Source organism: Serratia sp. Nf2 (assembly GCF_003028435.1).
GTDB lineage: Bacteria > Pseudomonadota > Gammaproteobacteria > Enterobacterales > Enterobacteriaceae > Serratia > Serratia marcescens_L.
In genome coordinates, this window is the sequence record NZ_PYTW01000001.1 from 974318 (window position 1) to 995931 (window position 21614).

Annotated in this window: 19 protein-coding genes; 10 read left to right on the forward strand and 9 right to left on the reverse strand. The window is 62.2% G+C overall.

Annotated elements, in window-relative coordinates; translation table 11 throughout:
- The first annotated feature begins 92 nt into the window (after window positions 1-92).
- The 5 genes from puuR to C9411_RS04680 all read left to right on the forward strand — a co-directional run bounded on the left by puuR (window position 93) and on the right by C9411_RS04680 (window position 6551).
- Entirely contained in the window at window positions 93-650 is a 558-nt protein-coding gene (puuR, locus tag C9411_RS04660) for an HTH-type transcriptional regulator PuuR (RefSeq protein WP_038877865.1), read from the forward strand.
- Between the two features lie 155 nt (window positions 651-805).
- On the forward strand, window positions 806-2317 hold the full coding sequence (locus tag C9411_RS04665; RefSeq protein ID WP_107226531.1) for a sugar ABC transporter ATP-binding protein: 1512 nt from the start codon (window positions 806-808) through the stop codon (window positions 2315-2317).
- A complete protein-coding gene (locus C9411_RS04670; RefSeq protein ID WP_107226532.1) occupies window positions 2314-3309 on the forward strand; it encodes an ABC transporter permease in 996 nt (331 codons plus the stop codon). The genes C9411_RS04665 and C9411_RS04670 overlap by 4 nt, the downstream gene beginning before the upstream one ends.
- A 244-nt stretch (window positions 3310-3553) precedes the next feature.
- On the forward strand, window positions 3554-5542 hold the full coding sequence (locus C9411_RS04675) for a ligand-gated channel protein (protein ID WP_063989228.1): 1989 nt from the start codon (window positions 3554-3556) through the stop codon (window positions 5540-5542).
- 55 nt (window positions 5543-5597) lie between these two features.
- Entirely contained in the window at window positions 5598-6551 is a 954-nt protein-coding gene (locus C9411_RS04680) for a siderophore ABC transporter substrate-binding protein (RefSeq protein WP_107226533.1), read from the forward strand.
- Between the two features lie 33 nt (window positions 6552-6584).
- On the opposite strand, the gene C9411_RS04685 is transcribed toward C9411_RS04680, so the two are convergent.
- Window positions 6585-7373: an ABC transporter ATP-binding protein gene (locus C9411_RS04685; protein ID WP_033647994.1), complete on the reverse strand. Its 789-nt coding sequence runs from the start codon at window positions 7371-7373 to the stop codon at window positions 6585-6587.
- Complete coding sequence (locus tag C9411_RS04690) at window positions 7370-8452, reverse strand: iron ABC transporter permease (protein ID WP_031300718.1); 1083 nt, start codon at window positions 8450-8452, stop codon at window positions 7370-7372. The genes C9411_RS04685 and C9411_RS04690 overlap by 4 nt, the downstream gene beginning before the upstream one ends.
- 363 nt (window positions 8453-8815) lie before the next feature.
- Between C9411_RS04690 and C9411_RS04695 the strand changes: the two genes are divergently transcribed.
- Window positions 8816-9916 (forward strand): diguanylate cyclase domain-containing protein, encoded by a 1101-nt coding sequence (locus C9411_RS04695; protein ID WP_107226534.1) that lies wholly within the window; start codon window positions 8816-8818, stop codon window positions 9914-9916.
- 45 nt (window positions 9917-9961) lie between these two features.
- Here the strand turns inward: C9411_RS04695 and C9411_RS04700 are convergent, their stop codons facing one another.
- From C9411_RS04700 to C9411_RS04710, 3 genes are all read right to left on the reverse strand, one after another.
- Complete coding sequence (locus tag C9411_RS04700; RefSeq protein ID WP_063989303.1) at window positions 9962-11440, reverse strand: amino acid permease; 1479 nt, start codon at window positions 11438-11440, stop codon at window positions 9962-9964.
- A 217-nt stretch (window positions 11441-11657) separates the two neighbouring features.
- Window positions 11658-12524, reverse strand: coding sequence for a DNA-binding transcriptional regulator YeiE (gene yieE, locus C9411_RS04705; protein ID WP_107226535.1), 867 nt, complete (start codon window positions 12522-12524; stop codon window positions 11658-11660).
- Between the two features lie 97 nt (window positions 12525-12621).
- Complete coding sequence (locus tag C9411_RS04710; RefSeq protein ID WP_107226536.1) at window positions 12622-12804, reverse strand: hypothetical protein; 183 nt, start codon at window positions 12802-12804, stop codon at window positions 12622-12624.
- Window positions 12805-12997: 193 nt separating this feature from the next.
- Between C9411_RS04710 and C9411_RS04715 the strand changes: the two genes are divergently transcribed.
- Both C9411_RS04715 and nfo read left to right on the forward strand, forming a co-directional pair.
- On the forward strand, window positions 12998-14071 hold the full coding sequence (locus C9411_RS04715; protein WP_063989306.1) for a YeiH family putative sulfate export transporter: 1074 nt from the start codon (window positions 12998-13000) through the stop codon (window positions 14069-14071).
- A 90-nt stretch (window positions 14072-14161) separates the two neighbouring features.
- Window positions 14162-15001, forward strand: a complete 840-nt coding sequence (nfo, locus tag C9411_RS04720; protein WP_016926988.1) for a deoxyribonuclease IV — start codon at window positions 14162-14164, stop codon at window positions 14999-15001.
- A 19-nt stretch (window positions 15002-15020) separates the two neighbouring features.
- Here the strand turns inward: nfo and C9411_RS04725 are convergent, their stop codons facing one another.
- The 4 genes from C9411_RS04725 to fruB all read right to left on the reverse strand — a co-directional run bounded on the left by C9411_RS04725 (window position 15021) and on the right by fruB (window position 19544).
- Window positions 15021-15614, reverse strand: coding sequence for a DJ-1/PfpI family protein (locus C9411_RS04725; protein ID WP_107226537.1), 594 nt, complete (start codon window positions 15612-15614; stop codon window positions 15021-15023).
- Window positions 15615-15775: 161 nt separating this feature from the next.
- Window positions 15776-17461 carry a PTS fructose transporter subunit IIBC gene (fruA, locus tag C9411_RS04730; RefSeq protein ID WP_107226538.1) on the reverse strand — a complete coding sequence of 562 codons (1686 nt, stop codon included), beginning with the start codon at window positions 17459-17461 and terminating at the stop codon, window positions 15776-15778.
- An 11-nt stretch (window positions 17462-17472) separates the two neighbouring features.
- The gene (fruK, locus tag C9411_RS04735; protein WP_063989309.1) at window positions 17473-18414 is read right to left on the reverse strand and encodes a 1-phosphofructokinase; all 942 of its coding nucleotides are present in this window, start codon (window positions 18412-18414) and stop codon (window positions 17473-17475) included.
- The gene (gene fruB / locus C9411_RS04740; protein WP_063989310.1) at window positions 18411-19544 is read right to left on the reverse strand and encodes a fused PTS fructose transporter subunit IIA/HPr protein; all 1134 of its coding nucleotides are present in this window, start codon (window positions 19542-19544) and stop codon (window positions 18411-18413) included. The genes fruK and fruB overlap by 4 nt, the downstream gene beginning before the upstream one ends.
- 248 nt (window positions 19545-19792) lie before the next feature.
- Here fruB and C9411_RS04745 point away from each other — a divergent pair, with 248 nt between their 5' ends.
- Both C9411_RS04745 and C9411_RS04750 read left to right on the forward strand, forming a co-directional pair.
- Window positions 19793-20215, forward strand: coding sequence for an NUDIX hydrolase (locus tag C9411_RS04745; protein WP_063989311.1), 423 nt, complete (start codon window positions 19793-19795; stop codon window positions 20213-20215).
- Window positions 20216-20448: 233 nt separating this feature from the next.
- Window positions 20449-21609 (forward strand): NapC/NirT family cytochrome c, encoded by a 1161-nt coding sequence (locus C9411_RS04750; protein WP_063989312.1) that lies wholly within the window; start codon window positions 20449-20451, stop codon window positions 21607-21609.
- The last annotated feature ends 5 nt before the right edge of the window (window positions 21610-21614 follow it).

A 21614-nucleotide genomic window follows, 5' to 3' on the forward strand; every position in this document is an offset into this window, starting at 1 on the left:
ACCGATATCATGCAGCATCGTTATCGCTCAGACAGGCGCCCGATAGCGATATTCATGTCTGCCTGTCGCCCCTACCAGAAGGAAGTACCGCTATGAGCGAAGCCAGCTTGGCACCGGGCAAACGCCTGTCGCAGATCCGTCAGCAATTGGGTTTGTCGCAGCGCCGGGTCGCCGAACTGTCCGGGTTAACCCACAGTGCGATCAGCACCATCGAACAGGACAAGGTCAGCCCGGCCATCAGCACGCTGCAAAAGCTGCTGAAGGTGTATGGCCTGTCGCTGTCTGAATTCTTTGCCGAACCGGAAGCCGCCGACGAACCGCGCGTGGTGATCGACGCGGAGGATCTGATTGAGATCGGCAGCCAGGGGGTGTCGATGAAGCTGGTGCACAACGGCAGTCCGACGCGCAACCTGGCGATGATGCTGGAAACCTACCAGCCCGGCACCACCACCGGCGAAAAGATCAAGCACCAGGGCGAAGAGATCGGTACCCTGCTGGAGGGCGAGATCGTGCTGACCATCAACGGCCAAAGCTACTGCCTGACCGCCGGCCAGAGTTACGCCATCAACACCGGCATCCCGCACAGCTTCAGCAATACCTCGGCGCGCATCTGCCGCATCGTCAGCGCACACACCCCCACCACCTTCTGACCGCTTCTCGCACCGGCGCAGCCTGACGCGGGCTGCGCCCCAGCCTCCCCACGTTTTTCATCACCGTTATGCCATTTTGTTGGTTGCCAACGGCGCAATCTGTGTTACAACAGAGCAAAACAGCCATCTAAACATCTAAACGGCCTTATTACGCAATGTCAACCGCAACGCCTTCACGCCTCGAGATGCGCAATATCTCGATCGCCTTCGCCGGCTTCAACGCGCTGCAGGACGTGGACTTCACGCTGCAGGGCGGCTCAATCCACGCGCTGGTCGGCGCCAACGGCGCGGGCAAATCGACGCTGATGGCGATCCTCTCCGGCGCCCACGATCATTATCGCGGCGAGATCCTGATAGACGGCCAGGCGGTGGCGATTCACTCCCCGCTGCAGGCACGCCGTCACGGTATTCACGTGGTGCAGCAGGAGGTCGACGTCGCGCTGATCCCCACGCTGTCGGTGGCGGAGAATATCATGCTGGACTGGCTGAACGAGCCGGGCCACTGGCTGAACTGGGCGGAGCTGCACCGCCGCGCTGCGCAGTTGCTGCAGCAATGGGCGCTGCCGCTCAACCCGCGCAGGCGGCTGGCAGACTGCACGCTGGCGGAAAAACAGCAGGTGCTGCTGGCGCGCGCGCTGTCGCACCGCTGCCGTTTTCTGGTGCTCGACGAACCGACCGCGCCGCTCGATCGCGCCGAGAGCGAGCGCCTGTTTAACGTGGTGCGCCGCCTGCAATCCGAAGGCATCGGCATCGTGTTCATTTCCCACCGCATCCACGAACTGAGCGACATTTGCGATCGGCTGACGGTGCTGCGCGACGGCCGATGCGTCAGCGAGGACGCCATGCGCGGGCTGAGCGGCGAACAGATCGTCGAAAAGATGCTCGGCCATCGGCTGGACGACATTTTCCCGCCGCCGCGCCCGCCGCACGCCGAGCGAACGCTGCTGCAGGTGCAAGGCTTGCGCGATCGCCACAAGCTGCGCGACGTTTCGCTGCGGTTGCATGAGGGCGAGATCCTCGGCATCGCCGGGCTGGCCGGGGCCGGCAAAACCGAGCTGTGCAAGGCATTGTTCGGCGCCAGCGCCGTGCAGCTCGAGCGCGGCGAACTGCGCGGGCAGCCCTGGGCGCCGCGCGCGCCGCATCTCTCGGTCGAACAGGGGCTGGCGCTGGTACCGGAGGAACGTCGCAAAGAAGGCATTTTCATCGATGAGGCGATCCCGATGAACCTGAGCGTCAGCGCCGACGACAGCTTTTCGCGCTGGAGCCTGTTCAGCCGGCGGCAAGAGCTGCGCTGGGCGCGCGAGATCATGCAGCGCCTGAACATTCGCGCCTCGGGCCCGCAACAGCGGCTGGCGCACCTGTCCGGCGGCAATCAACAAAAAGTGGCGATCGGCAAATGGCTGCGCGGCGACGCCGAGGTGCTGATCTTCGATGAACCGACCAAGGGCGTGGACATCAAGGCCAAGCAGGAGCTATTTGGCCTGATCGACGGCCTGGCGCGCGCCGGCAAAGGCGTGATTTACGCCTCCGGCGAGTTCGCCGAGCTGATTGGCCTGTGCGATCGCATCTGCGTGCTGTGGGACGGCCGCATCGTGGCGGAGTTGAACGCCGCCGACATCGACGAAGAAACCTTATTGCTCTATTCCACCGGAGGAACCCCTGCGTGAGTAAAGAATTAGCCCTGCGGCCTGCGCTGCCCTGGCGTCAACAGCTGTTCGATTTCCTCTACAAATGGGGCATGCTGCTGACCGTCGCGGCGCTGATCGCCCTGTTCGGCCTGGCGTCGGACAACTTCCTCGATGCCAACAACATCATCAATATCCTGCGTTCGATCGCCATCGTGACGGTGATCGCTATCGGCGTCTCTGTCTCGCTGTCGGTCGGCGGTTTCGATCTGTCGGTCGGCTCGACCGCCTCGCTGGCCAACGCGCTGGTGATTTCGCTGTTCGTCTGGCACGGTTTCGACACCACCGGCGCCATCGTGGTGACGCTGCTGCTGTGCACGCTGGTCGGTCTGTTCAACGCCCTGCTGATCGTGGTGCTAAAAATCCCCGATATGCTGGCGACGCTGGCCAGCCTGTTCGTGATCCAGGGCGTGGCAATGACCTACAGCTACGGCGGTTCCATCACCCAAAACATGGTGCTGCCGAATGGCGACATGGCGGAAGGCCTGATCCCGGAAGTGTTTTCCGCCCTCGGCCAGGTGCCGGTGATCGTGCTGATCATGCTGGCGGTCACCGTGGCGGTGCAGCTGTTCCTGTCGTTGACCAAGCATGGCCGCCGCATGTATGCCATCGGTGGCAACCCTGAAGCGGCGCGCCTGTCGGGCATCCGCACCGTGCGTTACAGGGTTGCCGCTTACGTCATTTCTTCTTGGCTGGCAGCGCTTGGCGGCATTTTGCTGGCGTCACGTATCGGCTCTTCGCAGGTCAACGCCGGCGGCGGCTATCTGATGGATGCGGTGGCGGCAGCCTATATCGGCTTCTCGCTGGCCGGGGCCGGTAAACCCAATGCGCTCGGCACCCTGATCGGCGCGGTGATCCTCGGCGTGCTGCAAAACGGCCTGGTGATGCTGTCGGTGCCCTACTATGCCATGGACATTATCAAAGGTCTGGTGCTGGCACTGGCGCTGGCCATCACCTACATCCAGAAACGCTGATTCTCCCCGGCGCACGCTCGCTGCGCCGCTTTTCCCTTTAATTCATCCGGTTACCCTTTCACGTCAGTAAAACCAGCATACAAATGATATGAATTATCATTAGCATTTACATTCAGTAAAAAATCCTTACAATACCCTCACGCAACGCTGACGAAGCGAAGTATTTCTCAGCGAACGATGAATAATTTCATTAGAAATTCAATTGGTTAATTACTTTCACTTCAATCCAGGAAAGGTTTACCTCATGGAAACGCCACGTTACAGCAAGCTCGCCGCTCTGGTGATCGCCTCACTCAGCGCCACCGCCGCGCTGGCCGCGCCGCAGGACGACACCCAGGACACCATGGTCGTCACCGCCTCCGGTTTCCAGCAAAAAATTCAGGACTCCGCCGCTTCCATCTCGGTGATACCGCGCCAGCAGATCGAAGACAAGGCCTATCGCGACGTGACCGACGCACTGAAAGACGTGCCGGGCGTGGTGGTCACCGGCGGCGCCAGCAGCAGTGACATCAGCATCCGCGGCATGTCTTCCAAGTACACGCTGATCCTGGTGGACGGCAAGCGCGTCGACACCCGTGGTACCCGTCCGAACAGCGACAACGCCGGCATCGAACAGGGCTGGTTGCCGCCGATGGAAGCCATCGAGCGCATCGAAGTGGTGCGCGGGCCGATGTCTTCGCTGTACGGTTCCGACGCCATGGGCGGCGTGATCAACGTCATCACCCGCAAGACTTCCCGCACCGAGTGGAAAGGCTCGCTGCACGGCGACGCCACCCTTCAGGAAAACCGCGATTCCGGCGATCTGTTCCAGACCAACGCCTACGCCTCCGGCCCGCTGATTGAAGGCCTGCTCGGCGTGCGGGTCAACGGCCTGCTGTCGCGCCGCGCGGAAGATAAAATCGTCAACGGTTACAACGAACAGCGCATGCGCAGCGGCACCGCGGTGTTCACCCTGACGCCGGACGAGAAAAACGAATTCGACTTCGAAATCGGCCGTTCGCTGCAGGATCGCAACAGCACGCCGGGCAAATCGGTGGTGGCGGAGCGCTGCAGCAAAGGCAAATGCTCGCCGACGTCCCGCAGCGAAAGCCTGTATACGCGCACCAACTACTCGCTGACCCACAACGGCTATTATGACTTCGGCAACTCCACCAGCTACGTGCAGCGCGAAGAAACCGGTAACCCGGGCCGTAACATGAAGGCCTACAACACTATCTTCAACACCCAGAACCAGTTCGAGCTGGGTTCCCACATGCTGAACCTCGGCGGCCAATACCGCTATGAAAAACTGGGCGACGGCGGCAACCAGCTTGAATCGGCTCAAGGTCTCAGCAAGCTGACGCGCTGGAGCTGGGCATTGTTCGCTGAAGACGAATGGGCGCTGACCAACGACTTCAGCCTGACCAGCGGCATCCGCATGGATCAGGATGAAAACTTCGGCAGCCACTGGACCCCGCGCATGTACGGTGTCTGGCACCTGACCGAACAGTGGACGCTGAAAGGCGGCGTCTCCGCCGGTTACAAATCGCCGGATCTGCGCCAATCCTCCCCTAACTGGGGGCAGGTCACCGGCGGCGGCGTGCGTAAAGGCATCATCGTCGGTAACCCGGATTTGCAGCCAGAGAAGAGCCTGAGCGAAGAAATCGGCCTGATGTGGGATAGCCTGAAAGGCGTTAACGCCGGCGTGACGGTCTTCAACACCGACTTTAAAGACAAAATCACCGAAGTGCGCCGCTGCGAAGACACGCCGGATTGCACCATCGGCGGCACGTCCTACGACTTTATCAGCGATCGCGTCAACGTCGACAAAGCCAATATGCGCGGCGTAGAAGCCACCTTCGGCTGGCAGATCAACAAAGACTGGAAGTGGAACACCAACTACACCTACACCGCTTCCGAACAGAAGAGCGGCGAGTTCCAGGGCAAGGCGCTCAACCAGATGCCGAAGCACATGCTGAACACCGTGCTGGACTGGCGCGCCACGCAGGACCTCAGCCTGTGGTCGCGCGTTAACTTCCGCAGCCGCACCTCTGACTACCTGAGCCGCACCTCGATGGCCAAGAGCACGCCGTCCTACACCTTCGTCGATGCGGGCCTGAGCTACCAAGCGGCGAAAAACCTGCAGCTGACCGGCGGGGTCTACAACATCCTCGACAAGACCGTGGATTACGACCACTACAACACCACGCTGGACGGCCGCCGTTACACCGTCGGCATGACCTATAACTTCTGATGCCCCCGGGCGCGCGCTGCGCGCCCTTTTCATTCCATCTTCGTGAGGAAGCTTCATGAAATTACGCCGCTCCCCCCTGATGATCGCCCTGCTGGCCGCGATGGCGCTGGCGGGTTGCCACAGCAAAACCGATACGCCGGTAGCCGCTACCCCGGCCACCGTCAACGTCCAGCACCTGAACGGCAGCACCGAGGTGAAGAAACACCCGCAGCGCATCGTGGTGCTGGATTACGCCTCGCTGGAAACGCTGCAGCTCCTGGGCGTCGAGCCGCTGGCGCTGCCCGGCAACCGCAAGAACTTGCCGGATAGCCTGAAGCGCTATCAGGATGACAAATACCTCAATGCCGGCACCCTGTTCGAGCCGGATATGGCCGTGCTGCGCGCCGCCAAGCCGGATCTGATCCTGATCGCCGGCCGGGCGTCCAAAGCCTATGACGAGCTGAACGCGCTGGCGCCAACGCTGAACATGTCCGTCGATCCGCAGGATCAGTTGGGCAGCCTGAAACAGCGCACGCTGCAGCTGGGCGAGCTGTTCGATAAGCAGCAGCAGGCGCAGGCGGCGATCGATAAGCTGGATGCGCAGATCGCGGCGGTCAAACCGCAGGCCGCTCAGGCCGGGCGTGGGCTGGTGGTGCTGTTCTCCGGCGGCAAGATCAGCGCTTATGCGCCCAAGAGCCGTTTCAGCTTCGTCTATGACGCTCTCGGCTTCTCGTCCGCGCTGCAGTCCGACGAAAAAGACGTACGCGGCAACAAGCTGACGCCTGAGCAGGTGGCCAAACTGAACCCGGACTGGCTGTTCGTTATCGACAGAGACGCCGCGACCGGACGGCCGAACGCGGTGGCGCCGCAGAAAATCCTCACCGGCACCGCGCTGAAGAAAACCACGGCGGTGAAAAAAGGCCAGGTGGTTTACCTGCCGGCGGCCGAGGTTTACCTGTCCGGCGGCATCGTCACCGCCCAGCACGTCGTCGAACGCGTGAGCGAGGCGCTGAATCACTCAGCACGATAAAGAAAGCCCGGCGATGCCGGGCTTTTTCTTGGATTAAATCGTCGGCTGGTTCACCAGACCGTCTATCAGCACCTGCGGCGTGCCCTGCGAGCAGCGTTCGATACGCCCGCGCACGCCGTAGACCCGCGCCAGGCTCTGTGGCGTAATCACCTGATCCGGCGCACCGTCGGCGATCAGATCGCCATCCTGCAGCATCAGCACGTGGTCGCCGTGACGCAGCGCGATGTTGATGTCATGCACCACCACCACCGTCACGATATTGCGCTTGCGGGTTTCGCGGCGCACCAAATCCATCACGTGGAACTGGTAGTTAAGATCGAGCGCGCTCAGCGGCTCATCCAGCAACAGCAGCGAGGGCTGACGGATCAGCGACTGCGCCAATCCCACCAACTGTTTCTGGCCGCCGGACAGCTGATCGAGATAGCTCAGCGCCAGGTGGGCGATGCCCAGTTGCTCCAGCAAGGCCATCACTTCGGCTTCGCTGCCGGCGTTGCTGCGGCCGCCCGAGGCGCGCTGCGCCACGATGATCGACTCCAGCACGTGCAGATGCACCCCGGCGGGCAGCGACTGCGGCAGGTACACCACTTTCTCCGCCCGACGGGCGAACGGCATCTGCATCAGATCGCCGTCGTCCAGCCACAGCTTGCCCTGCGCCGGGTTCAGCCCGGCCAGCGAGCGCAGCAGCGTCGATTTTCCGCTGCCGTTCGGCCCCAGCAGCACGGTGATTTGCCCGCGCGGCAGCATCGGCACCGAGAGATCGTCGATCACCTGGCGCTTCGGGTAGCCCGCCGAGAAGTGTTCTATTCGCAAGCCCTGACTCATACGTTCCCCCGGTGGCGCAGAATAATGCTCAGGAAGAACGGCACCCCGACCAGCGACGTGACGATGCCCACCGGAATGATCACCCCAGGCACCAGATTTTTCGACGCCACCGAGGCCATCGACAGCACCAGCGCGCCAATCAGCGCGCTGGCCGGCAGATAGAAACGGTGATCTTCGCCGAAGATCATGCGGGCGATGTGCGGCGCCACCAGGCCGATAAAACCGATCGGCCCGACAAAGGCCACCGCCAGCGCCGAGAGAATGCTGATGCGCAGCAGCGTGGTCAGCCGCAGACGGCGCACGTCGATGCCGAAGCTCACCGCCCGGTCTTCACCCAGACGCAGCGCGGTCAGTTTCCACGAGCTCATCATCGACAGCGGCAGCAGCACGGCAAACACCCCGAACAAAATGCCCAACTTGTCCCACGAGGCGCGCGCCAGGCTGCCCATGGTCCAGAACACCAGCCCCTGCAGCGTGTCCTCGCTGGCGATGAACTGCATCATCGATACCAGCGCGTTGAAGGTAAACACCAGCGCGATGCCGAACAGCACCACACCGGAGGTGGCGACCCGCGTCCAGCGCGTGATGCCGTCGAGCATCAGCGCGGCGAACAGCGCAAAGATAAAGGCGTTGGCGGAGATGAACCACTGATCGGGAATGCCCGGAATGCCGATGCCGAGCACGATCGCCAGCGCGGCGCCAAAGGCCGCGGCGGATGACACGCCGAGGGTGAAGGGGCTGGCCAGCGGGTTATTCAGGATGGTCTGCATTTCCGCCCCGGCCAGGCCGAGCGCAAAACCCACCACCACCGCCATCAGCGCGTAAGGCAAGCGGATGTCCCAGACGATGACCCGCGTGCCGGCATCGGCCGCGGCGGGGTCAAGCAGCGTTTGCCATAAGGACGACAGCGACAGCCCGGACGGCCCCATGGTGAAATCCAGCAGCAGCGAGCCCAGGATCGCCAGTGCCAACACGCCCATCATCAACAGGCGATGGCGAAGAATATGCTGATAACGCCCCATCACGCCGGCGTTGGGTTGCCCCTTGGCGTCGGTCATGGGATCGGTGGATACGCTCATTCGTTAAGATACCTGTTACAACCATCATGACAGCGGCGCGAAGGCGTCCGCCGTAAACCGGAAAGCGCGCGGCGACAGCCTGCGCGCAGCCGTCCACAATAAAGCAAACGATAATACTTATCAATCATATCAATAGGTGAAAACAGCGTTATAGAAATGTAACAATTTGTTTTTACACGCCATTTTTCAAAGCACCACGCTTACCCCCGCCAGCGGCCATAAGGTTCATTATTCTGAAAGTTATTCCTGATCCGACCAGACTCTGACAAATAACGACAAAACCACATAGAATCCAAACCACAGCACCGCGCGTGCAAAAAACCTTCAGGCCGCCGCAAGAGCGGCCTTATTGACGAGGCTGTAATGAGAAGTCCATCTCCGGCGGTAACGCCCAAACGCCCGGCGCTGCTGAACTGGCTGTTGCACAGCCCACTGCACGCCGACGACGAGCCGTTTCAACGCCAGCTGCGGCTCACGCTGACGCCCTCTCCTCTCACTCCCTGGCTGAATGCCGTGGGGCCGGCGGCGCTGTTGGTAGGGTACGCCTGGCTGAACCAGCGGCTGGTCGGTATCGTTCTGCTGCTGCTGTTGCTGCTGTTGACCGCCGGGCGCGCCGGGTTGGCGCAGCGGCAACAATCCGCCTGGCCGAACGCCATGCTGGTGACGGTGTTGCTGTGGGCGCTGCTGGTTGGCGCCAGCGCCGCGCTGGCGATGCTGTCGGGCCGCTTCGTGCTGATCCTGTTCGCCGGTCTGACGATAACCGCCCTGGCCTGCTGGCTGATGCAGCGCCATGCCGCCGCGCCGCGCTTCGCGCTGCTTGAGGTGATCGCGCTGACGCTGCCCTACCTGCTGGCGGCGCCGCTGTCGCGCGTGCAAAACCTGTTTGTCCTGGCGGACCTCGCGCCGCTGTGGCTGGTGCTGGCCCATGGCATGATCGCGCGCTACCACCGTCAGCGGGTACAGCACGTCACGCTGGCCTGGGAGAAGCAGCAGGCGTCCCACCGCGATCGCCTGACCGGCTTCCTCAACCGCGCGGGCGGCGAGGTAGTGATGCGCAGCATCTGCCGCCCCGCAGCAGCACAGACGATCTCCCATCTGTTCATTCTTGAATTCGGCCCGCTGGCGGCGCTTTACCAAAGCCACGGCGTCCAGATCGGCGATGACGTGCTGCGCACCGTCGGTGAGCGCCTCAAGACGCTGCTCCGCCCCAGTGACTACGTCTGCCGCTACACCGGCGGCCTGTTTCTGATTCTGGTGCACGATCTGCCTTACGGCGCGGAAAGCGAGTTCCTGGCGCGCATCGTGCCGCCGCTGGAGGCGCCCTACGACTTTGGCGCGTTCGGCGAGGTGAACATGCAGCTCAACGCCGGTATTTTGGCGCTGACGCAGGATTATGCGACGGTGGAAGATTTGATGAGTTCGGCGCAGCAGGCGCTGGCGGAAGCCAAAGGCGGGAAAAAGTAAACCACACGCGGCGGGAGCCCCCCGCCGCGTCTCACTCTCCGAAAATTACTTCACGTCCATCTTCGGGAATTCCATTTCGCTGTACTTCACGACGCGGGTGCCGCGCGACAGCTTGTAACCGAACCAAATCAGCAGGAACAGCGGAATGCCGATGTAGGTCGCGGTCACGCCGTACCAGTCGATCTTGTCTTGCAGGAAGGCCTGGTAGTTCTGGCCCAGGGTAATGATCAGACACAGCACGAAGGCGAAGATCGGCCCCAGCGGGAAGAACCCGGAACGGTACGGCAAATCGTTCAGATCGCGGCCCTGCAGCATGTAACCGCGGCGGAAACGGTAGTGGCTGATGGCGATGCCCAACCAGGCGATGAAACCGGTCATGCCCGAGGTATTCAACAGCCACAGATAAACCGACTGGTTGCCGAACATTGACGTCAGGAAGCACAGGCCGGCCACCACGCAGGTCGCATACAGCGCGTTACGCGGCACGCCGCCTTTCGACAGCTTGGCGAAAATGCGCGGCGCCTTGCCTTCCGAAGCCAGGGTGTACAACATGCGGGTCGATGCATACATGCCCGAGTTACCGGCCGACAGCACCGCCGTCAGGATCACCGCGTTCATCACCGCCGCCGCCGACAGCAGGCCGGCATGCTGGAACACCAGGGTGAACGGGCTGACGCTGATGTCTTTCACGTCGTTGCGCAGCAGGCTCGGATCGGTGTATGGAATGATCAGGCTGATGATCAGAATGGCGAAGATATAGAACAGCAGGATACGCCAGAACACCTGGCGCACCGCGCGCGGGATGTTTTTACCCGGATTCTCCGATTCGCCGGCCGCGATGCCGATGAGCTCGGTGCCCTGGAACGAGAAGCCGACGATCATCGCCACGCCAATCATCGCCGAGAAGCCACCGGCGAACGGCGCGTCTCCTACCGTCCAGTTCTGCCAGCCGGCGTGCTCGCCGCCCTTCAGAATACCGACGATCATCAGCACGCCGACGGCGATGAAGATAATCACGGTGCTGACCTTGATCAACGCGAACCAGTATTCTGCCTCGCCGAACCCTTTCACCGAAATGTAGTTCAGCAGGAACATCAGGCCGAGGAACAGTGCGCTCCAGATCCAGCCGGGGGTGTCCGGGAACCAGTAGTTCATCACCAACTGCGAGGCCACCAGGTCAACGGCGATGGTCACCGCCCAGTTGTACCAGTAGTTCCAGCCCAGCGCGAAGCCGAAGCCTTCTTCTACGTATTTGGCGCCGTAAGTGGAGAATGAACCGGAGACCGGCATAAAAGCCGCCAGTTCGCCCAGGCTGGTCATCAGGAAGTACACCATCAAACCGATCAGAGCGTATGACAGCAGCGCCCCACCGGGGCCTGCCTGAGAAACCGTGGCGCCCGAGGCAACGAACAGGCCGGTGCCGATGGAGCCGCCGATGGCGATCATGGTCAAATGCCGGGCTTTCAGCTCACGGCGCAATCCGGGTGCTTGCTGCCCCGATGTTTTTATATCCTGCTGAGCCATTCGTACCCTATCTGCTCTTTAAAAAATGAGGGCGGATTGTAACAAATACCCGCCGGTGAACTAGCAACATTGCACTGATATAAGATAGCTTCATAATTCAGAGGCAATTATTAGCCGCGGCCCTTATGGCCTTACTTACTCTCATTAATGTGAGCGCGCGCAGGTTTTTATGCTTTTTCCTGCCTGCGCGGCAGCAGAGGACGTGACGCGCTGTCGATTACAACGCGCAATAGCTGAGAAAACGCTGCAACGCGTTGGAAATGTGCTTTTGCCGATGGCGGATCAGGTACAGGGTGCGCCGCAGCGGCGGCAGCGGCACCGCCAGTTCCACCAGCGCGCCGCTGGCCAACTGTTCCGCCACCACCCGCCGCGACAGGCAGCTGATGCCGATACCATGCCGCACCGCGTGCTTGATCGCCTCCGAGTTGCCGAGCTCCATCACCAGTTGGAAGTGCGGCAGGTGCGCCAACAGCAGATGATCCAGCACCTCGCGGGTGCCCGAACCGCGCTCACGCAGGATCCACGGTGCATTGGCCAGCGCCTCCAGCGTTGGCGGCTCGCGGGTCAGCGGGTTGTCCGGCGCGGCGAACACCACCAGCTCGTCCTCCAGCCACGGCTGAGTCACCAGCTCCGGCATATGGCAAGGCCCTTCGATCAGCCCCAGATCGACGCGAAAATCCGCCACCGCCACGATCACGTCCTGGCTGTTGCCGACGTTCAGCTCCAGCGGCGTAGCCGGAAAATCCCGGCGGTAACGGGCGATCATCTCCGGCAGCATGTAGTTGCCGATGGTACTGCTGGCGGCGATGCGCAGCGCCCCGCCGTCATGACGAAACAGCTGCTCGATCTCCCCCGCCTGCTCCAGCAGCGCCAGCGCCTTGGGATACAGCAACCGGCCGTGCTCGTTGATCACCAGCCGTTTGCCGACGCGATCGAACAGCTGCACGCCCAGCTGCCCTTCCAGATCCGCCAGCGCCGCACTGACCGCCGACTGCGACAGCGCCAGTACCACCGAGGCCTGAGTGGTCGAACCGCTTTTCAGCACTTCGGTGAAGACTTCCAGTTGACGCAACGTGATATGCATAGCTGTCCCGGTATTGAAAGACGGTTCTGCCAGAGAACCGCAACATATGTGGTGGGTAGCCCGGCGAGGCTACCTCGTTTACGGCCAATTCAGCGCGCTACTTGCCCAAGGCGATCAGCTGCGCCGCCTCACGCGGCGTGCCGGTTTCGTCCCGCTGTATTAATTGCAGCATCGCGACCAGGTAGTCGCGATCGACCACCTTGTTTTCTTCAATCAAACGCCGCACCGCGCGCCCCACTTCCTGGTCTATCTGCTCTCTGCGTTGATCGTCGGTATCCATCGCCTGCTCCTGTTCAGTTGGAAAGTTGACGGCGGCTCGCCGCTCCTCCTCACCCTAGCCGCAATGCGGCTGTATGCCAATGCCTGACTCAATACCACTTATTCAGATAGGTTATAAATATATAATCAATTTCTCTTTTATTCAGCCCAAACGTACTCTTAGCAGCAAGAAACAGACTGAAGGACTGACTTTTATGGCGACTGATACCACTCACACTTATCCCGAGCGACGCTTTCCGCTGTTCGGCCTGCCGCGGCTGGTGCCGGGGCTGGCGCTGACCGGCGCGCTCACCGCGCTGGCCGTCTGGGCCGGCGATATTCCCTGGGTGGCGGAGCTGGGCCTGGGGGCGCTGACGCTGGCGATCCTGTTCGGCATTCTGGTGGGCAACACGCTGTATCCCCGCTGGCAAACCGTTTGTCACGGCGGCGTACAGCTGGCCAAACAACGCCTGCTGCGTCTGGGCATTATCCTTTACGGCTTCCGCCTGACCTTTCAGCAGATCGCCGACGTGGGTGCCAGCGGCATCATTATCGATGCGCTGACCCTGACCACCACCTTCCTGCTGGCCTGTTGGCTCGGCAAGAAGGTGTTCGGCATCGACAGCCAGACCGCGATGCTGATCGGCGCCGGCAGCAGCATTTGCGGCGCGGCGGCGGTGATGGCCACCGAGCCGGTGCTGAAGGCCGACTCCAGCAAAGTGGCGGTGGCGGTCTCGACCGTGGTGGTGTTCGGCACCCTGGCAATCTTCGCCTACCCGTGGCTGTACCAGTTGAATGAACACTTCCAATGGCTGCCGTTCAGCCAGGAAACTTTCGGCATCTACGCCGGCTCCACCATCCACGAAGTGGCTCAGGTGGTCGCTGCCGGGCATGCCATCGGGCCGGACGCCGAAAATGCGGCGGTGATCGCCAAGATGATCCGCGTGATGATGCTGGCGCCGTTCCTGCTGCTGCTGTCGGGCTACATCAGCCGCGGCAGCGCAGGCAAGGCGGAAAAATCCGCGATTACCATTCCGTGGTTTGCCGTGCTGTTTATCGCCGTCGCCGGGCTGAACTCCTTCAACCTGCTGCCGGCCACGCTGGTGCGCCACCTGATCACCGCCGACACCTGGATGCTGGCGATGGCGATGGCGGCATTGGGGTTGACCACCCACATCAGCGCCGTGCGCCAGGCCGGGGTGAAACCGATTCTGCTGGCCACGCTGCTGTTCGTCTGGCTACTGGTCGGCGGCGGCGCGATCAACCAGCTGGTGCAACACTGGCTCTAATCATTCCCTTCTGCGGCCCGCTTCGGCGGGCCGCATTTATTCCGCCCGCCATCAATGCCATAATGTCACCGATAACACAGGAGAATGAAGATGAAGTTTGTCGGTGCACATGTCAGCGCGTCAGGCGGCGTGGATCAGGCGGTGATCCGCGCGCACGAATTGGAGGCGACCGCGTTCGCCCTGTTCACCAAAAATCAGCGTCAATGGAAGGCCGCGCCGCTGGCTGCCGACGTGATCGATAAGTTCAAGAGCGCCTGCGCCCAGTACGGCTTCGGGCCGGGGCAGATCCTGCCGCACGACAGCTACCTGATCAACCTGGGCCACCCGGTGGCCGAGGCGTTGGAAAAATCGCGCGAGGCGTTCATCGACGAGCTGCAGCGCTGCGAACAGCTGGGGCTGACGCTGTTGAACTTCCACCCCGGCAGCCACCTGCTGCAAATCGATGAAGACAAGTGCCTGGCGCGCATCGCCGAATCGATCAACATCGCGCTGGATAAAACCGCCGGTGTGACGGCGGTGATCGAAAACACCGCCGGCCAGGGCAGCAACCTGGGCTTCAAGTTCGAGCACCTGGCGGCGATCATCGACGGCGTGGAAGACAAAAGCCGCGTCGGCGTTTGCATCGACACCTGCCACGCCTTTGCCGCCGGATACGATCTGCGTACCGAAGAAGAGTGCGAGCGCACTTTTAAGCAGCTTGGCGACATCGTCGGTTTCAACTACCTGCGCGGCATGCACCTGAACGATGCCAAGAGCGAGTTCAACAGCCGCGTCGACCGTCACCACAGCCTGGGGGAAGGCAACATCGGCAAAACGGTGTTCAGCTACATCATGCGCGATCCGCGTTTCGACAATATCCCGCTGATTCTGGAGACGGTAAACCCGGATATCTGGGCAGAAGAGATCGCCTGGCTGAAGGCGCAGCAGTAACCCTCCCCTGGCCGCTCGCCTAGGCGCGAGCGGTTTCCCCCACCGCGTGCTCCGCCGCCAGCATGGCGCGGAACTGACGCAGCGTTTCTTCATCCAAACCCGCAGCCCTGAACACACCGGCGGTAAAACTGACCGGCGCCGATCCCGGTGCCGTAATGACACGGTCATCCACGACGGCGGCGGCGCTCGCAACGAAATGGCGCTGGCCGGTGTAGCCCTCAACATGGCGCGTCAAGAACTCGGCAGCGTTGGCGGTATGCGCCCTGCCGTTCAACAGGCCGGCCCGTGCCAACGCCAACGTTCCCCCGCAAATGCCCGCCAGGGTTGCGCCGCGTTGAAACTGCTCGTTGAGCAACGCGCTGATGTCCGGCGCCCGTTCGGTTTCCCACAGGGTGCCGCCGACCACCACCAGCACCTCGGGGCGCCAATCCGCCAATTCGGCCACGCTTTTTTCAACCTCTACCGTCAGCCCGCCCTGTGAACAAAGCTTTCCAGCCTGCGGCGCAAAAAACGCCACCTCCAGCCCATAAAACGGGCCGCCAACACCGGCAATCAGCGCGTATTCCCAATCGGCGAAGCCGGATGTCAGTACGATCGCCACTTTTTTAGCCACGGATGAATCTCCTTGAGTCATTGCTTGCTCGCAGGAACAAAGTCGCGTCATCAGCTTAGAAAGCGCTGTGATTTTTGGCCAGGGGTAAATCGTGCTGACTGCCTAAGGCACAAACAAAAACGCGCAGCTCGGGGCTGCGCGTTTTGCGGTATCGACGAGGCTTACGCCGCGGCGGTAACCGGCACTTCAGCACGTTTCAGCAGGGCATAAGCCACACCCGCCAACAGCGTACCGGCGGCGATCGCCACCAGGTACAGCAACACCGGCGAAATCGCGCCCGGGATCAGCAGCACGAACAGCCCGCCGTGCGGCGCCATCAGCTTGGCGCCGAAGGCCATCGACAGGGCGCCGGTCAGCGCCCCGCCGGCAATGCAGCACGGCAACACGCGCATCGGGTCGCGGGCGGCGAACGGAATCGCCCCTTCGGTGATGAAGCACAGCCCCAGCACCAGCGCTGCCTTGCCGCCTTCCTGTTCGGATTTCGGGAACTTGCGGCGCGCCAGCAGCGTCGCCAGCCCCATCGCCAACGGGGGCACCATGCCCGCCGCCATGATCGCCGCCATCGGCGCATACACCGAGGAACTGAGCAGCGCGACGCCGAAGGCGTAGGCCGCTTTGTTCACCGGGCCGCCCATGTCGGTACACATCATGCCGCCCAGGATAGCCCCCAGCAGCACGGCATTGGCGGTGCCCAGCGATTGCAGCCAATGAGTCAGGCCTTCCATGATTTTCGCTACCGGCGTGCCGACCACGTAAATCATGATGAGGCCGGTGATCAGGCTGGCCACCAGCGGAATGATCAAGATTGGCTTCAGCGCTTCCATACTCTGCGGCAGGCGCAGCTTGCTGCTGATCGCCCTGGCGACGTAACCCGCCAGGAAGCCGGCGATGATGCCGCCGAGGAACCCGGCGCCGGTGCTCACCGCCAGCATGCCGCCGATCAGGCCCGGCGTCAGGCCCGGACGATCCGCGATGGAGAAGGCGATAAAACCGGCCAATACCGGCACCATCAGCGCAAAGGCGGAGCCGCCGCCGATCTGCATCAGCGCCGCCGCCAACGTGCCTTTGACTTCAAACGCCTTGATGCCGAACACGAACGACAGCGCGATGCACAGGCCGCCGGCCACCACCATCGGCAGCATGTAGGACACGCCGGTCAGCAGGTGGCGATATGGGCCGGAGCCCTCTTTCTTTTTCGCCGCCGGCGCTGCGCCGCCGCGCTGCTGCGGCTGGAACACCTCCGCTTCGGCCAGCGCCTTGTCCAGTTCCTGGGCGGTTTTCTTCAGCGCCAGCCCGGTGGAAGTGCGGTACATCGGCTTACCGGCAAACTTGTCCAGATCCACTTCGATGTCCGCCGCAACGATCACCAGATCCGCCGCCGCCACCTCTTCCGGGGTGATGGCGTTGCCGGCACCGACGGAGCCGCGCGTTTCCACCTTCACCCACCAGCCGCGTTTTTTCGCTTCACTTTCAATGGCTTCGGCCGCCATAAAGGTGTGCGCCACGCCGGTTGGGCAAGCGGTGATCGCCACGATGCGTTTTTGCCCAGCGGCTTTCACCGGCGCCGCCACCTGCGGCGCCTGATAGGATTCAGCTTCGGTCTTGGCGCGCGCCAGAAAAGCGTCCGGTTCCCGCACCGCCTGTTCTACGTCGCCCACATACACCAATTTGCCGTTCAGCCCGGCGTCAGCGGGGGCAGACTGCCCCGCCACCGCCACCAGTTCGGCGTCCTGCACCGACTCGACCAGCGTCAGGCCGGCTTTGGCCGCGGCGGCCTCCAGCATGCGTTTCGCCAGGTGGCCACGGGCCTGCCCCAACGAACTGTCTACCATCAGCAGCGTTTTCATTCTGCCTCCTGCTATTGATTGAAAGGTTTCAGATCGACGCGCGCCATCATCGCGGCCAACTGGGGACGATCGGTCACGCCGACGTTGCTCTGGCTGACCGCCAGCGCCGCTACCGCCGTGGCCAGACGCAGAGTGTGCTCGCTGGATTCGCGCATCAGCAGGCCGTAAATCAGGCCGCCGACCATCGAATCGCCGGCGCCCACGGTGCTGACCACCTCACAGGACGGCGGTTTGGCGATCCAGGCGCCCGAGGCGTTAACCCACAGCGCGCCTTCCGCGCCGAGGGAGATCACCACGTGGGCGATGCCCTGTTCGCGCAGCGCATGCGCGGCCTCGACCACGTCCGCCAGCGTCGGCAGCGGACGGCCGGCCCAGATTTCCAGCTCGCGGCGGTTCGGTTTCACCAGCCACGGCGAGGCCTTCAGCCCGGCGACCAGCGCTTCGCGGCTGCTGTCGAAAATGATGCACGGGCACTTGGCGCGCAGCTGGGTCATCCAGTCGGTAAAGGCTTCGGGATCGACGCCGGCCGGCAGGCTGCCGCTCACCGCCACCATGTCGAACTGGCCCAGCCAGCTCAGCGAGTCGCTGACGAAGCGATCCCAGTCCTGCGGCGTCACTTCAAAACCGGAGAAGTTGAAGTCGGTCACTTCACCGTCTTTTTCCGTCAGCTTGACGTTGATGCGGGTGCGGCCCGGCACCACCTGGAAGCGGTTGGCGATCCCCAGATCGCTGAACAGCAGCTGGAAACCGTCCTGATTGTCTTTACCCAGGAAACCGCCGACGGTGACGTCGATGCCCAAATCCTTCAACACTTTGGCGACGTTGATGCCCTTGCCGGCGGCGTGCAGGCCGGCGGTTTTTACCCGGTTGACTTCCCCGCGCTCGATCTGCGGGCAGAAGCCCACCAGATCGTACGCCGGGTTCAGGGTGATCGTTGCTACTCTTCTGCTCATGCTGCGCCCTCGCCCAGTCCTTCATTAATCGCTTCGCCGATCGCCTTCAGCGCGGCTTCAGCATCTTCTCCATTGGCGGTAAAGCGCAGGTGATGCCCTTTTTTCACCCCCAGCGCCACCACCTTCATCAGGCTGCGCCCGTTGGCCGGCTTACCGCTGCCGTCCAGGTTGGTGACGGTGATGTCACTGTTGAAACTTTTGATCACGTTGACCAGCGCCGTGCCCGGCCGTGCGTGCAGGCCGTGCTCGTTGCGGATCACGAATTCGGCGCTCAGCACGCTGCTCTCCTCGGCCACTTCGCTGGTCAGCAGCGCCAGCACCCCGGCGGCATCCGCCTTCAGCAGGCGTTCAGCTTTGTTGGCCAGCAGCAGATCGCTGAGGTAGTTGAGCACCGCCAGCGGCTGCGCATCGGCGACCGACACCGTCAGCAGCAGCGCCACCGGCTCGCCGTCTTCCACGAAAACCTGCGCCGGGCGGCTGACGGTGGCCGCGCTGGCCAGGTTGCCTTCGACGCTGTCGCTCAGCCAGATGCCCTGCCCCAGGTTCAGCGGCTTGCGGGTGATGGCATCGCTGACGAACTGCGCGTTGACTGCGCCAACCTTTTGCAGCCGGCCGGCGTTCAGCGCCTGCAGCGTCATCAGGCTGTCGGCCGCGACGTCGAGCGCAATCAGCGAAACGTCGAACTGGAATTCGGCGCTCTGCTGTTCGCCCATCAGCAAGCCGCGCAGCTCTTCCGCGGAGGTGGTTTTCGCCAGCCGTTCCGCCACGCCGTCATCGCTCAGCACGTGAGTGAGCTGGCGCAGCAGCGCCAAATGCTCGTCGGAGCGGGCGGCGATACCGATCGCCACATAGGCGGTCTGGCCTTCGCCCCAGACGATACCCTGCGGGAACTGGAACACCTGCACGCCGGTTTTCAGCACCAGATCGCGGGTATCGGTGGTGCCGTGCGGAATGGCAATGCCGTTGCCCAGGTAGGTGGACGTCTGCAGTTCGCGCTGCAGCATGCCGTCCACGTAACCGGCGCTGACGCAGCCGGCTTCGGTCAGGGCGGCAGCCACCTGGCGGATGGCCTCTTGCTTACCGTCGGCAGCGGCGCCCAGATGAATGTCTTGCGGTGACAACTGGAACATGATTCTCCTCTCCTGCTGAATTGAATCGTTTCAGCTTCATTGAGAAAAAGGAGCGTGACCCGTTCGCCACAAGCGGTCGGATAACGCTGAAACGTTTCAAGGAGTGTGTAAGCAGCGCAAGTCGAAAGCAAGCTTTCTCCCTTTTGCCATTACAGATTTTTGAGCTTACGCACACTTTCGCCGGCGTATTGGCCCACACCGGGGGCAAAATGACATACTGTGCTGAAACTTTGCTGACGGAGAAAAGCATGAACGTAGTGACGGGCGTCGGGGTGATCATCGTCAACCCGCAGGGCGAGATTTTGTTGGGCAAACGCTGCGGCCCGCACGCACCCTTTTGGTCGATCCCCGGCGGGCATCTGGAGGCCGGTGAAACCTTCGAGCAGTGCGCCCAGCGCGAAATCGCCGAAGAGACCGGGTTGCTCATCGCTCCGCCGCGCTTCGTGGGCGTCAGCAACAATCTGCAAACCTGGCGCGCCGAAGGCAAACACACGGTGTCTGTCTGCCTGCAGGTGGATCATCCCGGCGGCGACGCCGAGCTGAAAGAACCTGAAAAGTGTGCCGAATGGCGCTGGTGCGCGCCAGACGCCCTGCCGGAACCGCATTTCGAAGCCAGCCGCACCGCGATCCGCCTGTGGCTGAGCGGCCAAGCCTATTTGCCCACGGCCTGACCCATCGCGAGCGCGTGTTGCGCTCGCTTCCCCTGCCGCACAACCCCATCGCTATATAAATTAGAATATAACGCTATTTTTTGCGATATATGCCCTTTTTTTGACTACGGATAACCCTATGGGGTTAACCCTCTTCTATTATTACCCCTGCAATCGACGTGGCATTCTGACCTCCGGTCGGCGGCCTTTTGGCAAGATTTTATTTTAAATTCATAATTATAAGCGGGTTTACCATGAGCAAAAAACTGACTGGCTTTGAAAAAAAGCGCCGGTGGGGATGGCTATGGCTTTTGCTGCTGGGGATTATCCTCGGCGCGGCGCTGTTGGCCGGGACCGCCACCGTATTCCATAAAACCAGCGATACCGCCTTCTGCGTTTCCTGCCATACCATGCAACAGCCGCTGGCCGAATATCAGGGCAGCGTCCACTTCCAGAACACCAAGGGCATCCGCGCCGAGTGCGCCGACTGCCATGTGCCGCATCAGCCGATCGATTACCTGTGGACCAAAATCCGCGCGGTAAAAGACATTTACGGCGAGATGGTCGGCACCATCGATACGCCGGAAAAATACGAAGCGCACAAGCTGGCGATGGCGCAGTCGGTCTGGAAAACGCTGAAAGAGAACGACTCGGCCACCTGCCGCTCCTGCCACAGCTACGACGCCATGGACATCACCGCCCAGCGCCCTGAGGCGCGCCTGCAGCACCCGGTGGCGATCAAACAGGGCGAGACCTGCATCGACTGCCATAAGGGCGTAGCCCACATCCTGCCGGACATGAGCGGCGAAACCCAGGCCGGCGCCGCCGAGCTGGCGAAGGCCGCGGCGCTGACCGCGCCCGACGCCACCACCCTCTACACCATCGCCACTGAACCGTTCTTCCTCAGCGCGGACGACAGCCATAACGCCGGTAACCTGATGCCGTCCACCGAAGTGCAGGTGGTGAAGCAGGATGGCGACAAAGTGCTGGCCACCGTGAGCGGCTGGCAGCAGGACGGGGTCAGCGAAGTGTTCTACGCCGCGCAGGGCAAACGTATCCTCAGCGTGCTGCTGGGTGAAGACGCGCGCCAACAGCTGAAGACCGCGGCCACCCAGACCGATGCGGAAACCGGCCTGGTCTGGCATCAGGTCTCTTTGCAGGTGTGGCTGCCGCGTAAACAATTGATCGACGATCAGCAAAAAATCTGGCGCTACGCCGCGGACATGATGTCGGCCAACTGCACCGGCTGCCACGGGCTGACCGCGCTCGATCGCTTCAACGCCAACCAATGGATCGGCGTCATCAAAGGCATGGCGCCGCGCACCTCGCTGACGCAGGAACAACTGCGCGTGCTGACGCAATACGTACAAAAACACGCCAGCGACATGCCACCTGCCGCACCGGCCAAGCTTTAAAGGGA

Bases quoted from the DNA above. Each gene is read 5' to 3' on its own strand.
- puuR (WP_038877865.1), top strand. From the start codon at position 93: ATGAGCGAAGCCAGCTTGGCACCGGGCAAACGCCTGTCGCAGATCCGT.
- C9411_RS04665 (WP_107226531.1), top strand. From the start codon at position 806: ATGTCAACCGCAACGCCTTCACGCCTCGAGATGCGCAATATCTCGATC.
- C9411_RS04675 (WP_063989228.1), top strand. From the start codon at position 3,554: ATGGAAACGCCACGTTACAGCAAGCTCGCCGCTCTGGTGATCGCCTCA.
- C9411_RS04680 (WP_107226533.1), top strand. From the start codon at position 5,598: ATGAAATTACGCCGCTCCCCCCTGATGATCGCCCTGCTGGCCGCGATG.
- C9411_RS04685 (WP_033647994.1), bottom strand. From the start codon at position 7,373: ATGAGTCAGGGCTTGCGAATAGAACACTTCTCGGCGGGCTACCCGAAG.
- C9411_RS04690 (WP_031300718.1), bottom strand. From the start codon at position 8,452: ATGAGCGTATCCACCGATCCCATGACCGACGCCAAGGGGCAACCCAAC.
- C9411_RS04695 (WP_107226534.1), top strand. From the start codon at position 8,816: ATGAGAAGTCCATCTCCGGCGGTAACGCCCAAACGCCCGGCGCTGCTG.
- C9411_RS04700 (WP_063989303.1), bottom strand. From the start codon at position 11,440: ATGGCTCAGCAGGATATAAAAACATCGGGGCAGCAAGCACCCGGATTG.
- yieE (WP_107226535.1), bottom strand. From the start codon at position 12,524: ATGCATATCACGTTGCGTCAACTGGAAGTCTTCACCGAAGTGCTGAAA.
- C9411_RS04710 (WP_107226536.1), bottom strand. From the start codon at position 12,804: ATGGATACCGACGATCAACGCAGAGAGCAGATAGACCAGGAAGTGGGG.
- C9411_RS04715 (WP_063989306.1), top strand. From the start codon at position 12,998: ATGGCGACTGATACCACTCACACTTATCCCGAGCGACGCTTTCCGCTG.
- nfo (WP_016926988.1), top strand. From the start codon at position 14,162: ATGAAGTTTGTCGGTGCACATGTCAGCGCGTCAGGCGGCGTGGATCAG.
- fruA (WP_107226538.1), bottom strand. From the start codon at position 17,461: ATGAAAACGCTGCTGATGGTAGACAGTTCGTTGGGGCAGGCCCGTGGC.
- fruK (WP_063989309.1), bottom strand. From the start codon at position 18,414: ATGAGCAGAAGAGTAGCAACGATCACCCTGAACCCGGCGTACGATCTG.
- fruB (WP_063989310.1), bottom strand. From the start codon at position 19,544: ATGTTCCAGTTGTCACCGCAAGACATTCATCTGGGCGCCGCTGCCGAC.
- C9411_RS04745 (WP_063989311.1), top strand. From the start codon at position 19,793: ATGAACGTAGTGACGGGCGTCGGGGTGATCATCGTCAACCCGCAGGGC.
- C9411_RS04750 (WP_063989312.1), top strand. From the start codon at position 20,449: ATGAGCAAAAAACTGACTGGCTTTGAAAAAAAGCGCCGGTGGGGATGG.